Source organism: Acidovorax sp. SRI_002 (genome assembly GCF_057586455.1).
Map to the genome: position 1 here is coordinate 296410 of NZ_JBYCZW010000006.1, position 14542 is coordinate 310951.

Here is a 14542-nt window from a genome sequence, read left to right on the forward strand (position 1 = left end):
TTTGTATCCGCAAAAAAGAACGACCGTTCGTTTTTGCGAGGTTTATTCTTCTTTTCTTCGTGTGGAGTCACTATCGGGACATACCCGAGCCTGCAATTCAGAAGGCGCGAAAAGTCAAAACTTCGTAAAATCTTGCGCCATGCAAGCTTTAAACGCACTCGACAAGCTGGACAGGGCCATCCTGCGCCGTCTGCAAGAAAATGGCCGTGAGACGTACGACGTCATCGGTGAGCAGGTGGGCCTGTCGCCCAGTGCAGTGTTGCGCCGCGTCAAGCGCCTGGAGGAAAGCCGCGTCATCGACCGGTACGTTGCATTGGTGCCTCCCGAGGCCGTGGGCCTGGGACTGACGGCCTACCTCAATGTGCGCCTCGAAAAACACACCGAAAGCCACAAGCGCAACCCCATGGACCTGTTCCGCGCCAGCGTGCAGACCTGGCCCGAAGTGGTGGAGTGCGCGTCGCTCACGGGCGAGATGGACTACCTGCTGCGCGTGGTGGTGGCCGACATGGCGCACTACAGCCGGTTCATCATGGACACGCTGCTCAAACACCCCAGCGTGCAGGACTGCAAGACCAGTTTTGTGCTGGACCGCGTGAAGGCGACCACGGCCGTGCCGGTGTAAATAGGCTTTTGAACGGGTGCTGAAGGTGCCGCGAGCGTGACACCCCATGTTGCCCCGCGCCCCATGCCGCTATACCCTTGCGGGAAGCCGTTGGCGGAGGCGCCCAGCTTGCCAAGTGGGGCAGGAGTGCTGTTTGGAACAGGTTTGAGCTACCTCACTAATTTGTTGCAGCGCAGCATTTTTGCTGGAAATAATGAGGGAAAACCCTTATATTTGCAGCCATGATCGCAACCAAAGACTGGCTCAAGGCATCCTGGTATGCAGGCAGGGATATGCTGCGCCCGGTGATGGGCGAATCGCCTGCCCATGAAACTCGCGTCAAGCAGGAGGTCCCCGTGATGGTTCCCATTCGTGCCCTGGGTCCCTCCTACCGGGAGCGGATCACCCAACATTTGCTCCAGCTGGAGCCCGCAGACCGCTACCTGCGTTTTGGCTACGCCGCCAACGACGAGCAGATCCGGCGCTATGCCGAGCAGCTCGACTTCAACCGCGACGAGATCTTCGGCATCTACAACCGCCGCCTCGAACTGATCGCCATGGCGCATCTGGCCTTCTCGGAGCACCCAGAGTACAAACATTGCGCCGAATTTGGCGTGTCGGTGCTCAAGCAGGCGCGTGGCCGGGGCTTCGGCGCACGCCTGTTCGAGCGGGCCGTGATGCATGCGCGCAATGAAGGTGTGAACATGGTTTTTATCCATGCGCTCTCCGAAAACACCGCCATGCTGAAAATTGCCCGCAAGGCCGGTGCCACCGTGCGCCGCGATGGTTCGGAGTCCGAAGCCTACCTCCAGATCGAACCGGCCAGCCTGGACACGCGCATGACCGAGATGGTCGAGCAGCAGTTCGCCGAGGTGGATTACCAGATCAAGAAGCAGGCCAAGCAGTTCTGGGACTTTTTGGCCAGCGTGCAGGAAGTGCGCAGTGGCGTGCAGCACGCGCGCCACCAATCTGCTGAATAGTCCGTCCATCCATCCCAAGGTCGCGCTGCGCGGCCTGCGGGGTTTGCGTAGCGGGCCGTCACAACTATCCGCTATCCTAGGGGCCTGATTCACTACCGCACGTCGTGCACTCCAGTGTCTGACCCGCATCCCGCGCACCCCGGGCGACCACCCGAGAGGGAAGACAAGCGCACCTTCCTGCAGAAAGTGGCCGAGTTCATCCATCCGGGGCCAGACTCCACGGAAGAACTCATTGAGACCTTGGCCGAAGCCGAAGACAACCAGGTCATTGGGGCCGATTCGCGCGTGATGCTGGAGCGCGTCATCCGCATGGCCGACATGACGGCGGGCGACGTGATGGTGGCCGCCCCCCGCATGGACCTCGTCAACATCGACGCACCGTTTGACGAGATGCTGCACCTTGTCATCAACACCGCGCACTCGCGGTTTCCGGTGTACCAGGGCGAGCGCGAGAACATCATCGGTATCCTCATGGCCAAGGACCTGCTCAAGTTGCAGCGGGCGCCGGAGCTGAATATCCGAGCGCTGCTGCGCCCGGCCGCCTTTGTGCCTGAAAGCAAGGGCCTGAATGACCTGCTGCGCGAGTTTCGCGGCAACCGCAACCACCTGGCCATCGTGATCGACGAGTTTGGCCGCATGGCCGGGCTCATCACCATTGAAGACGTGCTCGAACAGATCGTGGGCGAGATCGAGGACGAGTTCGACATCCCCGAAGACGACGGCGACATCTTTGGCCTGGCCGACCGCACCTACCGGGTGAGTGGCGACACCTCGGTGGAGCGGGTGTGCGAGGCGTTTGATGTGCTGGTTCAGGGCAGCGACCCCCATGAAACCTTCGAAACCATCGGCGGCCTGATTGCCCATGAAATGGGCCATGTGCCCAAGCGCGGCGAGCACCTGCAGCTGAGCGGCCTGCACTTCGTCGTGCTGCACACCAAGGGCGGCGCCGTGCGCTGGTTCAAGGTGTCGCGGGTCGAAGAAGCCAGCGCCAGCGACTGATGGCCCGAGCTACCTCCACGCCGGGGCTGCCGCTGGCCCTGCAGGCGCTGCTGGCCGTGGCTGCCGGCGTGGCGCAGGCGGCCTCGCTGGCCTGGCCCTGGAGCGGTGAGCCACAGTGGTGGCTGCAGATCGCCTCCATGGCGGTGCTGGCCTGGCTGGTGCGACCACATGCCACCGTGTCTGTCTCCTGGCAGCGGGGCGCGGTCATCGGTGGCCTGTTTGCCACGGCCTGGCTGACCGGGACCTTCTGGTGGCTTTTCATCTCCATGCACACCTACGGCGGGCTGGCAGCGCCGCTGGCCGTGGCGGCGGTGCTGGGGCTGGCGGCGTTCCTCGCCAGCTACTACGCGGCGATGTTGGGGATTTTTTGCCGCCTGGCGCTTACCAGTAAATCGCTAACAGCTATCATTTTTGGAGCATTCTGGCTGGTGGCTGAGCTGGCGCGCGGAACCCTGTGGACGGGGTTCCCCTGGGGCGCTGGCGGTTATGCCCATGTGGATGGGCCGCTGGCGGCGCTGGCGCGCTACGTCGGCGTTTATGGCATCGGGGCCATGGCTGCTGTACTCGCAATGTATGGGGTGCAGTTGCGTGGCGCGGATCTTAGTCGCTGGCGCACCTGGGTATTGGTATTGCTGGTGGTCTCCGCTGGGTTAAGTCCGCAGCTACTTTGTGCATGCAGCTCAACTGTCCGCAGCAAGGTGCCCGCGATGACCCTGGAACTCCTCCAAGGCAATATCCCGCAGGACGAGAAATTCCAGTCGGGCAGCGGCGTGCCGCTGGCACTGAAGTGGTATGCCGAAGCGCTGCGCGACGCCAAGGCCGACTTGGTGGTGGCGCCGGAAACCGCCATCCCGCTGCTGCCCCAGCAGCTCATACCGGGCTATCTGGAAGGCATCCAGCAGCGCTACGCGCAGGGTCCGCAGGCCGCGCTGCTGGGCATTCCGCTGGGCGATGAGGCGCAGGGCTACACCAATTCGGTGCTTGGCATGAGCCCCGCCACCGGGGCCACGCCCTACCGCTACGACAAACACCACCTGGTGCCGTTTGGCGAATTCATCCCGCCCTTCTTTAAATGGTTCACGGCCATGATGAACATTCCGTTGGGGGACTTCAACCGGGGTGTGGTGGGGCAGCCCTCCTTTGCCTGGGCGGGCCAGCGCATTGCGCCCAACATCTGTTACGAAGACCTTTTTGGCGAAGAGCTGGGGGCTCGTTTCATCGACCCGGCTCAGGCGCCCACGGTGTTCGTCAACTTCAGCAATATCGGCTGGTTTGGCGACACCGTGGCCATTGACCAGCACCTGCAGATCAGCCGCATGCGTGCCCTGGAGTTCGAGCGCCCCATGGTGCGCGCCACCAACACCGGCGCCACCGCCATCATCGACCACCGGGGTGTGGTGACGCACCAGCTGGCGCGCACTACACGCGGCGTGCTCAAGGGCGAGGTGCAAGGCCGGGGGCTGGATGCGCAAAGTGGCTGGGCCATCACGCCCTACGCCTGGTGGGTGTCGCGCTGGGGCCTGTGGCCGCTCTGGATGTTCGGGGCGCTGATGCTGGCGCTTGGCGTGTGGGCCAGAAACAAGGACATGGGGGCGCGCCGCCATTGATCCAGGTCAGGCGCCGACAGGGCGGGGCGGGTGGCTTGGCAGGCCATTGTTTAGAGGCAGCTCCCTATGCCTTGATAATAGAGCCCCGCAAGACGGGGCTGTATTGCATACAACGATGATTTGAGGCGGGCCAACCGCTGTTCTGGAGCACGACTGAAAATGGCAGATTCCTTTTCCTACGAACAACTGATCGCCTCGGGCGAGGGCCGGCTGTTCGGCGCCGACAGCGGGCGCCTGCCGCTGCCGCCCATGCTGATGTTTGACCGCATCACGCACATCGACAGCGATGGTGGCGCGCACGGGCTGGGAAAGATCCGCGCCGAGCTCGATGTCAAACCCGACCTGTGGTTCTTTGCCTGCCACTTTCAGGGCGACCCGGTCATGCCCGGCTGCCTGGGTCTCGATGCCATGTGGCAGCTCATCGGTTTTTACCTGACCTGGCTGCAGCTGCCCGGCCGGGGCCGTGCGCTGGGTGCGGGCGAGGTCAAGTTCACCGGCGAAGTGGGCCCGGACGTGAAGCTCGTCACCTACGAAATCGACATCAAGCGCGTCATCAAGCGCAAGCTGGTCATGGCCATTGGCGATGCCCGCCTGCTGGCTGATGGCAAGGAAATCTATGTAGCCAATGACCTGCGCGTGGGCTTGTTCAAGCGCGAGGAAGACGGCAAGGACGCAGCATGACCACCAAGAAGCGCGTAGTCATCACCGGCGCGGGCATCGTCTCGTGCATTGGCAACGACCTGGCCACCGTGGAAGCCTCCCTGCGTGAAGGCAAAAGCGGCATCAAGGCCGTCGAAAAATTCACCGAGCTGGGCCTGCGCAGCCAGGTGGGTGGTGCGCCCGAGATCGACATCGAGGCGCGTATCGACCGCAAGCAGCTGCGCTTCATGGGTGATGCGGCCGCGTATGCGCAGATCGCGCTCGAAGATGCCATTGCCCAGGCGGGTCTCACGCCTGAGCAGGTTAGCCACCCGCGCACCGGCCTCATCATGGGCTCGGGCGGCGGATCGCCTGCCAACCAGATCGAGGCGGCCGACACGCTGCGCGAAAAGGGTATCCGCCGCGTCGGGCCCTACCAGGTCACGCGCTGCATGAGCTCCACCGTCTCTGCCTGCCTGGCCACCAACTTCAAGGTCAAGGGCATCAACTACTCCATCACCTCGGCCTGCTCCACCTCGGCCCACTGCATCGGTGTAGCCGCGCAGCAGATTGCCTGGGGCATGCAGGACGTGATGTTTGCGGGTGGTGGCGAGGAATTGAGCTGGGGCATGTCGCTGCTGTTTGATGGCATGGGAGCCATGTCCAGCAAGTACAACGCCACGCCCGAGAAGGCCTCGCGCGCCTACGACGCGAACCGCGACGGCTTCGTGATCGCCGGCGGCGGCGGAGCCGTGGTGCTGGAAAGCCTCGAACACGCCCAGGCGCGCGGCGCCACCATCCTGGCCGAAGTGGTGGGCTTTGGCGCCACCAGCGATGGCGAAGACATGGTGGCCCCCTCGGGCGATGGCGCCATTGCCTGCATGCAGCAGTCCATGGAAGGGCTCGACGCCCCCATCGACTACATCAACACCCACGGCACCTCCACGCCGGTGGGCGACATGCAGGAAGTGCGCGCCATGCGCGCCCTGTTTGGCGACAAGGTGCCGCCGTTTTCGTCCACCAAGTCGCTCACGGGCCACTCGCTGGGCGCCACGGGTGTGCAAGAGGCCATCTACTGCGTGATCATGCTCAACAAGGGCTTCATCGCCGGTTCTGCCAACGTGGAAACGCCCGACCCGGCACTGGGTGACATGCCCCTGGTTACGCAAACGCGCGATGCGCAGCTGACCACGGTGTTGTCCAACAGCTTCGGCTTTGGGGGCACCAACGCCAGCCTGGTGCTGCGCCGCTGGAACCACTGACCGCAGCCTGCCCACTGCAACGGCCTGCCTGTCTTTGGACATGCAGGCCGTTTTTCATGGGCTAGGAGGCTGCGCGGCGGAAGGCATCGAAGCGAAACGCGCGAAAACCGAGGATCGCGTGGAGCTACCGACAAGCCCAGGGTGGGTCCCTGGGCGCAGGAGGTAGTACCGCGCGAGACCGGTTTATCGCGCGTTGCAGCCGATGCTCCTTCTGCCGCGCAGCCTCCTAGCGCTTGGCAGGCTTGGGGTTGGGCTGCAGGGCCTCGTGCAGCAGGGTGGGCAGCATGGCCAGCATGCGCGTGGCCTGCAGTCCTGGTGGCCACGCCCTTGCATGGTAGCTGTACAGCGACATGGGGGGCAGTTCGTGCAGCTCCTGCGCCACTATCTGCATGGGGTCGAGCCCCTTGGCGGTGAGAAAGTCCACCACCGTCCAGCCCATGCCCCGGCGCACCAGTTCCAGCGCCAGGCGCGATGTCTGCACCTGGATGCCAGGCCCGGCGGGAGAGCCCAGCCGTTGCGCGAGTTCGTCAATCGCCTGGCGCATGGGGTCGTCGCCCACCAGGCGGATCACCGGCACCTGCGCCAGCCGCGCGCCGGGGCTGGCGGCACGGGGTGCACGTGCCCACACACTGGTCGCCACCGCCAGGTACAGGCGACCACTGACCAGCAGGTCGCTCGCAATTTGCGGGTGCGGGTGTTTGTAGAAACCCAGGCAAAAGTCCACGCTGCGCGTGAGCAGCGCCTGCGTCATCTGGTCCTGGTGGATGGTGCGCACCTCTACGCCCACCTGCGGATGCTGCTCGGCATGGTGTTGCAACAGGCGCGGCAGAAACTCGTGGGTGATCGACGGGATCGCCCCCAGGCGTACATCGCCCGAATCGCTGGTGGCCAGGTTGCGCGCGGTGCGCTTGAGTGCGTCGAGCTGCCGGTAGATGCCAGTGGATTCGGCCGCCAGCACCTGGGCCTCGGGGGTGGGGGTCAAGCCCGAAGGTGTGCGGTTGAACAGCCGGTAGCCCAGCTGCAGCTCGGTGTGCGCAATGGCCTTGCTGACCGCCGAGGGCGTGATGCACAGCAGGCGCGCCGCTGCGCTCATGTTGCCGGTCTGCAGCACGGCCTGAAAAACTTCCAGTTGCCGCAGGTTCATTCCAGCGCTGCTCCGGTGTGTGTGCCTGTGCGACCCGAATACTGGGATCGGGTGGAGGTGTTGGGGGTGTGAGTGAAATTCATAAGGGTGGGTCAATTATTCCGCATGACTGTGTTCTGCTTTCTCATAGGATGCGGCACCGCTTCACGGGCGGGTTTTGCAAAGAGCGGCGCAACGCGCGTCGCCAACCCCAAAAAAACCAGGAGACACCCTCATGCGCATTTCTTCCTCCCCCACTGCCAGCCGCTGGCTTGCTGGCCTGCTGCTGTCGGCCGCGTCCGCTGTGGCCATGGCCCAGGCTGCCAAGCCCAATGTGGTGGTGCTGGCCACCGGCGGCACCATTGCAGGTGCTGGCGCCTCGGCCGCCAACAGCGCCACCTACGCTGCTGCCAAGGTGCCGGTCGATAAACTGCTGGCAGGCCTGCCCGAGCTGGCCAATGTGGCCAAGGTGTCCGGTGAGCAGGTGTTCCAGATCGCGTCTGAAAGCTTCACCAACGAGCACCTGCTGCGCCTCGGCCAGCGCGTCTCTGCCCTGTCCAAGCAGGCCGATGTGGACGGTATCGTCATCACCCACGGCACCGACACGCTGGAAGAAACCGCGTACTTCCTGAACCTCACCGTGCGCACCAACAAGCCCATCGTGGTGGTGGGCTCCATGCGCCCCGGCACGGCCCTGTCGGCCGACGGCGCGCTGAACCTGTACGACGCCGTGACCGTGGCCGCCAGCAAGGACGCTGCCGGCAAGGGCGTGCTGGTCACGATGAACGACGAGATCCAGAGCGGTCGCGACGTGAGCAAGACCATCAACATCAAGACCGAGGCCTTCAAGAGCCAGTGGGGCCCGCTGGGCATGGTGGTGGAAGGCAAGAACTACTGGTTCCGCGCGCCGGTCAAGCGCCACACCATGCAGTCGGAGTTCAATATCGACGACATCAAGGCCCTGCCCGCCGTGGACATCGTCTATGGCTACAGCAACATGAACACCACGGGCATTGAAGCCTACGGCAAGGCGGGCGTGAAGGCGCTGATCCACGCCGGCACGGGCAACGGCTCGGTAGCCGCACAGGCGGTGGATTCGCTCAAGGCACTGCGTGCTGCGGGCGTGCAGATTGTTCGCTCGGCCCGCGTGCCCGACGGTTTTGTGCTGCGCAATGCCGAGCAGCCCGACGACAAGTACGACTGGGTGGTGGCCCACGACCTGCGCCCCCAAAAGGCCCGCATCCTGGCCATGGTGGCCCTCACCAAGACCAATGACAGCAAGGAACTGCAGCGCATCTTCTGGGAGTATTGAAGCACCCCCTGAGGCGCTGCGCGCCTCCCCCCTGAAGGGGGACGCCCCCAGCGCGGCGGGGCGGCCCTTGCGCGGGGGCACTCGCCCAGGCAGCGCCCTGTGGTGGCGCTCCGGCCAGTGCGATGGATAGTTGATTTGACTTGGCGCACAACACGTGCGCCGACGGGCTACCCGCAAAGGTGGTCACTGGTACGCAACGGGCTATAGCCTGCGTGACTGGTTGGGAAGGCTGGTGCTCCAAAAGGGCTCCGGCCTTTTTTCATGGGCGCGGGCCGATGTTGCTGGCGCTGCCGCAGCACGTGCGGCTGCGCGCCGTAAAATCACTGGTTTGCGCGCGCGAGGCCCGTCCTTGCTACCTTTGGGGTGGCAGGCGCCGGGGCTGGCATCCGCACCGCCTTTTCTTCTTTTTCCCCTTACTTGCTCGGCCCTGGCTTGCCAGTGCCTCAGCCAAAGACGCCATGTTGACATTCCAGCAAATCATTTTGAAGCTGCAGTCCTACTGGGACGCGCAGGGTTGCGCCCTTTTGCAACCCTATGACATGGAAGTGGGCGCCGGCACATCGCACACCGCCACCTTCCTGCGAGCCATCGGCCCCGAGCCCTGGAAGGCCGCCTACGTGCAGCCCAGCCGCCGCCCCAAGGACGGCCGCTACGGCGAGAACCCCAACCGCCTGCAGCACTACTACCAGTACCAGGTGGTGCTCAAGCCCGCACCGGCCAACATCCTGGAGCTGTACCTGGGCAGCCTCGAAGCCCTGGGCTTCGACCTGAAAAAGAACGACATCCGCTTTGTCGAAGACGACTGGGAGAACCCCACGCTCGGCGCCTGGGGCCTGGGCTGGGAGGTCTGGCTCAACGGCATGGAAGTCACGCAGTTCACCTACTTCCAGCAGGTGGGCGGCATCGACTGCAAGCCTGCCACGGGTGAGATCACCTATGGCCTGGAGCGCCTGGCCATGTACCTTCAGGGCGTGGACAACGTCTACAACCTCAAGTGGACCGACACCCTGAGCTACGGCGACGTGTACAAGCAAAACGAGGTGGAGCAGTCCACCTACAACTTCGAGCACAGCGACGCGGACTTTTTGTTCACCGCCTTCAACGCGCACGAAAAGCAGGCCAAGTACCTGATGGAGCAGCAGCTGGCGTTGCCCGCGTATGAGCAGGTGCTCAAGGCCGCACACAGCTTCAACCTGCTGGATGCCCGTGGCGCCATCAGCGTGACGGAACGCGCTGCCTACATCGGCCGCATCCGCAACCTGGCCCGCGCCGTGGCGCAGAGCTACTACGAAAGCCGCGAGCGCCTGGGCTTCCCCATGGCGCCGCGCGAGTGGGTGGAACAGATGGTCAAAAAGGCAGCGTGAACGAGCGAAAGAACAAGAACATGACGACCCAAAACCTCCTCGTTGAACTGTTTGTCGAAGAACTGCCCCCCAAGGCGCTGCAGAAGCTGGGCGATGCCTTTGCATCGGTACTGGGCGATCAGCTCAAGGCCCTGGGCCTGGCGTCCGCCGCGTCGGTGGTCACTCCGTTCGCCTCGCCCCGCCGCCTGGCCGCGCATGTGACCGCCGTGGCCGACAAGGCCGCCGACAAGGCCGTACAGCAAAAGCTGATGCCCGTGACTGTGGGCCTTCAGGCTGACGGCAACGCCACGCCCGCACTGCTGAAAAAGCTGCAGGCGCTGGGCGCCGATGTGTCCAACCCCGCAGCCGCTGTGGCTGCCTTGAAGCGCGCGCAGGACGGCAAGGCCGAAGCCCTGTTTTACGACAGCGTGGTGGCCGGTGCCACGTTGGCGGCGGGCCTGCAAAAGGCGCTGGATGAAGCCATCGCCAAGCTCCCCATCCCCAAGGTGATGAGCTACCAGCTTGAAACCGACTGCGAGCTGCCCGGCTGGACCAGCGTGAACTTTGTGCGCCCCGCACACGGCCTGGTCGCGCTGCATGGCAGCACGGTGGTGCCCGTGAAGGCGCTGGGTCTGACCGCTGGCAACAGCACCACCGGCCACCGTTTTGAAGCCGCCGTGTCGCCCGTGGTGCTGGCCGATGCCGACAGCTACGCCGCCACGCTGAAGAAGGATGGCGCCGTGATCGCCAGCTTTGCCGAGCGCAAGGCCGAGATCGCGCGCCAGCTGGCCGCTGCTGCTGCGAAGGTGGGCAATGGCGCCCGCCCCATTGAAGACGAGGCGCTGCTGGACGAAGTGACCGCACTGGTCGAGCGGCCCAACGTGGTCATCTGCCAGTTTGAAGAGCAGTTCCTGGGCGTGCCACAAGAGTGCCTCATCCTCACGATGAAGGCCAACCAGAAGTACTTCCCGCTGCTGGACGCCGCAGGCAAGCTCACCAACAAGTTCCTGGTGGTCAGCAACATCAGCCCCGAAGACACGAGCTTTGTGACCGGCGGCAACGAGCGTGTGGTGCGCCCCCGTTTGGCCGATGCCAAGTTTTTCTTTGATCAGGACCGCAAGAAGACTCTGGCCTCGCGCGTCGAGGGTCTGGGTAAGGTCGTGTACCACAACAAGCTAGGCACGCAGGGTGAACGCGTGGAGCGCGTGCGGGCCATTGCCAAGGCCATTGCCACGCCACTGGGCGACGCTGCTCTGGTGGCCGATGCCGACCTGGCCGCGCAACTGGCCAAGACCGACCTTGTGACCGACATGGTGGGCGAGTTCCCCGAGCTGCAGGGCATCATGGGCGGCTACTACGCCCTGAACGACGGCCTGGGCGAGACCGTGGCGCACGCGATCGAAGACCACTACAAGCCGCGTTTTGCGGGCGACGCGCTGCCGCGCAACACCGCAGGCGTCGTGGTGGCCCTGGCCGACAAGCTCGAAACCCTGGTCGGTATGTTCGGCATCGGCAACCTGCCCACGGGCGACCGCGATCCGTTTGCGCTGCGCCGCCACGCGCTTGGCGTGATCCGCATGCTGGTCGAGAAGGATCTGCCGCTGGAGATGAATGCGCTTCTGGCTGGTGCAGTGCCCGCCTTTGGCGACAAGATCACCGATGCTTCAGCGGCCCTGGCCGACTTCATCTACGACCGCCTCGCCGGCAGCCTGCGTGAGCAAGGCTACAGCGCCCAGGAAGTCGACGCGGTGCTAGCCCTGCGCCCGCAGCGTCTGGCCTTGGTCGAAAAACAACTCGCCGCAGTGCGCGCCTTCGCCGCCTTGCCCGAAAGCCCCGCCCTTGCCGCCGCCAACAAGCGCGTGGGCAACATCCTCAAGAAGGCCGAGGTCGAAGGCCCGGTGGACGCGCACGTGAACCCCGAGCTGCTGCAGGAAAAAGCCGAGCAGGACCTCTACGCTGCGCTGCAGCGCTTCGTGCCCGAGGCCAATGCGCAGTTCGACGCTGGCGACTACACCGCCAGCCTGCAGACCCTGGCCGTGCTGCGTGCGCCGGTGGACGCGTTCTTTGACGATGTGATGGTCAACGCCGAGCAACTGGATGTGCGGATGAATCGCCTGGGCCTGCTCAAGATGCTGCACAACGCGATGAACCGCGTGGCCGACCTGTCCCGCCTGGCGGTTTGACCGGTTTGCACAAGCTGCTAGGCTGGCGGTTCTCACAAGGTAAACCCCTCCTATGAAACTCGCCATCCTCGACCGCGACGGCACCCTCAATCCGCTGGCGGACGACTACGTCACCGCTGCCGACGAGTGGACCGCCGTGCCGGGCGCACTCGAAGCCATTGCGCGCCTCAACCATGCGGGCTGGCATGTGGTGGTGGCCACCAACCAGCCGGGCCTGGGCCGGGGCTTGTTTGATGTGGTGGCGCTCAACGCCATCCACGCCAAGATGCACCGTCAGGTGGCGGCGGTGGGCGGGCGCATTGATGCCGTTTTCTACTGCCCCCACGCGGCCGATGAGGAGTGTGCGTGCCGCAAGCCCGCCCCCGGCCTGCTGGAGCAGATCAGTGACCGCTATGGGGTGGAGCGTGAGGATGTGCAGGTGGTGGGCAGCTGCACCGCGCACCTGCAGGCAGGCGCCGCACTGGGCGCACAGCTGCACCTGGTGTGCACGGGGCAGTCGGCGCAGGTACACCCGGGTGGCCCCTTGCCAGCGGGGGTTCCGCCGGGCACGCGCGTGCATGCCAGCCTGGGTGATTTTGTGGACCAGCTTTTGCCTGCTGTGCAGCCCGCTGCGGCACCCCTGGCGGCGACACCCCTGCCAGCGCCTGGTGGTGCCGCTGTCTGATGCTATTACTTTAATAGCTGTTAGCGCTTGATAGATAAGCGCTGGCGGCCAAAATGACCATCAAAATGGCCTTTATCCGTTCCGTCATTCACCTTCTCTGGATGGGCATCACTGTGGTGCCCTATGCGCTGACCATCATGCTGGGCACGCTGCTGGGCGTGCGCGGCAAGCCGCTGTACCGCATCGCCCGCGCGTGGCTGTCACTGTGCATCAGCGGTGCCCGCGTGATCCTGGGCATCCGCGCCAACGTGATCGGCATGGAGAACCTGCCGCAGGGCGAGAACGCGGGGGCGGTGCTGCTGGTCAAGCACCAGTCCACGTACGAGACCTTTCTGATGCCCGCGATCATGCCGCGCCCCCTGGCCTATGTGTTCAAGAAGGAGCTGCTGCGTGTGCCGTTCTTCGGCTGGGCCATCGGCCGCCTCGACATGATCCACATCGACCGCGATCAGCGCACCCAGGCCTTCCACAAGGTGGTGCAGCAGGGCAAAGACCTGTTGGCCCAGGGCATCTGGATCATCATGTTCCCCGAAGGCACGCGCATTGAGCGTGGGCAAAAGGGCAACTACAAGACCGGCGGCACCCGCCTGGCCATCGACACCGGCGCGCCAGTGGTGCCAATTGCTGTGACGTCCGCCAAGGTCTGGCCGCGCAAGGCGTTCATCAAGCGCCCGGGCGTGGTGGATGTGTCCATCGGCAAGCCCATTTCCAGCGTAGGCCGCAAGCCCGACGAGCTGATGCGCGAAGTGGAGGCATGGATCGAGGCCGAGATGCGCCGCCTGGATCCTGATGCGTACCCAGCCGTGGTCATCCCCCCGCACGCCAAGGCGGGTGAGAAGTAGGCCACAGCGTGATGCAGCGGCTTGTGCAGTTGGCGCTCGACTTTTTCGACCCGCCGGTCGCACCGGCAGGACCGGCTGCGGCGCCGGGGGTGAAGGCTGCAGATTCCAAGTCAAAACTGCCCCCAGCGCTGGATGGGAAAGCGCCAGTAGCTCCTAAAACAGTAGTGAATCGGCCTGCTGCACCTGCTGTACCGCTGCCATCTCTGCTGTCTCCGGCCGAATTCCGCCACCCGCAGGCCAGCCGCGAAGTGCTGCTGGGCGATGCCGTCGTGGCCTATGCGTTGCAGCGCGCGCGGCGCCGCACCATCGGCTTTACCGTGGGGGCCGATGGACTGTCGGTACGTGCGCCCAGCTGGGTCACCCTGTCGGGCGTGGATTCTGCGCTGCGCGAGAAGTCCGAATGGATCCTGCGCAAGCTGTCTGAGGCGCGCGAGCGCCACCAGCGCATGGAAGGCGGTCGTATTGTCTGGGCCGATGGCGCCGTGTTGCCCTATCTGGGCGAGCCTTTGACCGTGGTGCTGGACCCGAGCCACGGTTTTGCGGGCAAAGGCGGTGCGCTGGTGGCGGGCACGGATGTGGTGCCACACAGCCTGCACATCGGCCTGCCTCACAGCGCCAGCCCCGCGCAGATCCGCGACGCCGTGCAGGCCTGGCTCATGCGCGACGCGCGCCGCCACTTCACCGAGCGGCTGGATCACTTTGCTCCGCTCTTGGGCGTGCGCTGGGCCAGCCTGCGCCTGTCGAGCGCCAACACCCGCTGGGGCAGTGCCAAGGCCGACGGCTCCATCCGCCTGAACTGGCGCCTGCTGCACTATCGCCCAGCTATCATCGACTACGTGGTGGCGCACGAACTGGCCCACCTGCGCGTGATGGACCACAGTCCGCGCTTCTGGGACACCGTGGCCACCGTGGTGCCCGACTATGCGCAGCTGCGCAACCGCTTGCGGGATGAGCCCGCGCCTTTGTGGTGAATCCCCCTGAGTCGCC

At 64.7% G+C, this 14542-nt stretch carries 13 protein-coding genes; 12 read left to right on the forward strand and 1 reads right to left on the reverse strand.

Annotated features, from left to right (window positions below):
- The first annotated feature begins 139 nt into the window (after positions 1–139).
- The 6 genes from AC2YJX_RS18255 to fabB all read left to right on the forward strand — a co-directional run bounded on the left by AC2YJX_RS18255 (position 140) and on the right by fabB (position 6088).
- On the forward strand, positions 140–622 hold the full coding sequence (locus tag AC2YJX_RS18255; RefSeq protein WP_055396873.1) for an Lrp/AsnC family transcriptional regulator: 483 nt from the start codon (positions 140–142) through the stop codon (positions 620–622).
- Between the two features lie 221 nt (positions 623–843).
- Positions 844–1581, forward strand: a complete 738-nt coding sequence (locus tag AC2YJX_RS18260; RefSeq protein ID WP_055396871.1) for a GNAT family N-acetyltransferase — start codon at positions 844–846, stop codon at positions 1579–1581.
- A gap of 114 nt (positions 1582–1695) precedes the next feature.
- The gene (locus AC2YJX_RS18265; protein ID WP_055396869.1) at positions 1696–2580 is read left to right on the forward strand and encodes a CorC family transporter; all 885 of its coding nucleotides are present in this window, start codon (positions 1696–1698) and stop codon (positions 2578–2580) included.
- Entirely contained in the window at positions 2580–4187 is a 1608-nt protein-coding gene (gene lnt, locus AC2YJX_RS18270; protein ID WP_487256881.1) for an apolipoprotein N-acyltransferase, read from the forward strand. Before AC2YJX_RS18265 ends, lnt begins: the two co-directional genes overlap by 1 nt.
- A 159-nt stretch (positions 4188–4346) precedes the next feature.
- Complete coding sequence (gene fabA, locus AC2YJX_RS18275; RefSeq protein WP_008907199.1) at positions 4347–4868, forward strand: 3-hydroxyacyl-[acyl-carrier-protein] dehydratase FabA; 522 nt, start codon at positions 4347–4349, stop codon at positions 4866–4868.
- Positions 4865–6088 carry a beta-ketoacyl-ACP synthase I gene (gene fabB, locus AC2YJX_RS18280; protein WP_487256882.1) on the forward strand — a complete coding sequence of 408 codons (1224 nt, stop codon included), beginning with the start codon at positions 4865–4867 and terminating at the stop codon, positions 6086–6088. Before fabA ends, fabB begins: the two co-directional genes overlap by 4 nt.
- Before the next feature lie 226 nt (positions 6089–6314).
- Here fabB and AC2YJX_RS18285 read toward each other — a convergent pair whose 3' ends face one another.
- Positions 6315–7232 (reverse strand): LysR family transcriptional regulator, encoded by a 918-nt coding sequence (locus AC2YJX_RS18285; protein WP_487256883.1) that lies wholly within the window; start codon positions 7230–7232, stop codon positions 6315–6317.
- 214 nt (positions 7233–7446) lie between these two features.
- Here AC2YJX_RS18285 and AC2YJX_RS18290 point away from each other — a divergent pair, with 214 nt between their 5' ends.
- The 6 genes from AC2YJX_RS18290 to AC2YJX_RS18315 all read left to right on the forward strand — a co-directional run bounded on the left by AC2YJX_RS18290 (position 7447) and on the right by AC2YJX_RS18315 (position 14526).
- A complete protein-coding gene (locus tag AC2YJX_RS18290; protein ID WP_487256884.1) occupies positions 7447–8523 on the forward strand; it encodes an asparaginase in 1077 nt (358 codons plus the stop codon).
- Between the two features lie 458 nt (positions 8524–8981).
- The gene (gene glyQ / locus AC2YJX_RS18295; RefSeq protein ID WP_008907201.1) at positions 8982–9887 is read left to right on the forward strand and encodes a glycine--tRNA ligase subunit alpha; all 906 of its coding nucleotides are present in this window, start codon (positions 8982–8984) and stop codon (positions 9885–9887) included.
- 20 nt (positions 9888–9907) lie between these two features.
- On the forward strand, positions 9908–12049 hold the full coding sequence (gene glyS / locus AC2YJX_RS18300; protein ID WP_487256885.1) for a glycine--tRNA ligase subunit beta: 2142 nt from the start codon (positions 9908–9910) through the stop codon (positions 12047–12049).
- Between the two features lie 52 nt (positions 12050–12101).
- A complete protein-coding gene (gene gmhB / locus AC2YJX_RS18305) occupies positions 12102–12713 on the forward strand; it encodes a D-glycero-beta-D-manno-heptose 1,7-bisphosphate 7-phosphatase (protein WP_431151795.1) in 612 nt (203 codons plus the stop codon).
- Positions 12714–12778: 65 nt separating this feature from the next.
- On the forward strand, positions 12779–13555 hold the full coding sequence (locus AC2YJX_RS18310) for a lysophospholipid acyltransferase family protein (protein ID WP_228897696.1): 777 nt from the start codon (positions 12779–12781) through the stop codon (positions 13553–13555).
- An 11-nt stretch (positions 13556–13566) separates the two neighbouring features.
- Entirely contained in the window at positions 13567–14526 is a 960-nt protein-coding gene (locus tag AC2YJX_RS18315) for a M48 family metallopeptidase (RefSeq protein WP_487256986.1), read from the forward strand.
- Positions 14527–14542 lie beyond the last annotated feature (16 nt).

Bases quoted from the DNA above. Each gene is read 5' to 3' on its own strand.
- AC2YJX_RS18315 (WP_487256986.1), top strand. From the start codon at position 13,567: ATGCAGCGGCTTGTGCAGTTGGCGCTCGACTTTTTCGACCCGCCGGTC.
- glyQ (WP_008907201.1), top strand. From the start codon at position 8,982: ATGTTGACATTCCAGCAAATCATTTTGAAGCTGCAGTCCTACTGGGAC.
- AC2YJX_RS18290 (WP_487256884.1), top strand. From the start codon at position 7,447: ATGCGCATTTCTTCCTCCCCCACTGCCAGCCGCTGGCTTGCTGGCCTG.
- AC2YJX_RS18285 (WP_487256883.1), bottom strand. From the start codon at position 7,232: ATGAACCTGCGGCAACTGGAAGTTTTTCAGGCCGTGCTGCAGACCGGC.
- AC2YJX_RS18255 (WP_055396873.1), top strand. From the start codon at position 140: ATGCAAGCTTTAAACGCACTCGACAAGCTGGACAGGGCCATCCTGCGC.
- lnt (WP_487256881.1), top strand. From the start codon at position 2,580: ATGGCCCGAGCTACCTCCACGCCGGGGCTGCCGCTGGCCCTGCAGGCG.
- AC2YJX_RS18260 (WP_055396871.1), top strand. From the start codon at position 844: ATGATCGCAACCAAAGACTGGCTCAAGGCATCCTGGTATGCAGGCAGG.
- glyS (WP_487256885.1), top strand. From the start codon at position 9,908: ATGACGACCCAAAACCTCCTCGTTGAACTGTTTGTCGAAGAACTGCCC.
- gmhB (WP_431151795.1), top strand. From the start codon at position 12,102: ATGAAACTCGCCATCCTCGACCGCGACGGCACCCTCAATCCGCTGGCG.
- fabB (WP_487256882.1), top strand. From the start codon at position 4,865: ATGACCACCAAGAAGCGCGTAGTCATCACCGGCGCGGGCATCGTCTCG.
- AC2YJX_RS18310 (WP_228897696.1), top strand. From the start codon at position 12,779: ATGGCCTTTATCCGTTCCGTCATTCACCTTCTCTGGATGGGCATCACT.
- fabA (WP_008907199.1), top strand. From the start codon at position 4,347: ATGGCAGATTCCTTTTCCTACGAACAACTGATCGCCTCGGGCGAGGGC.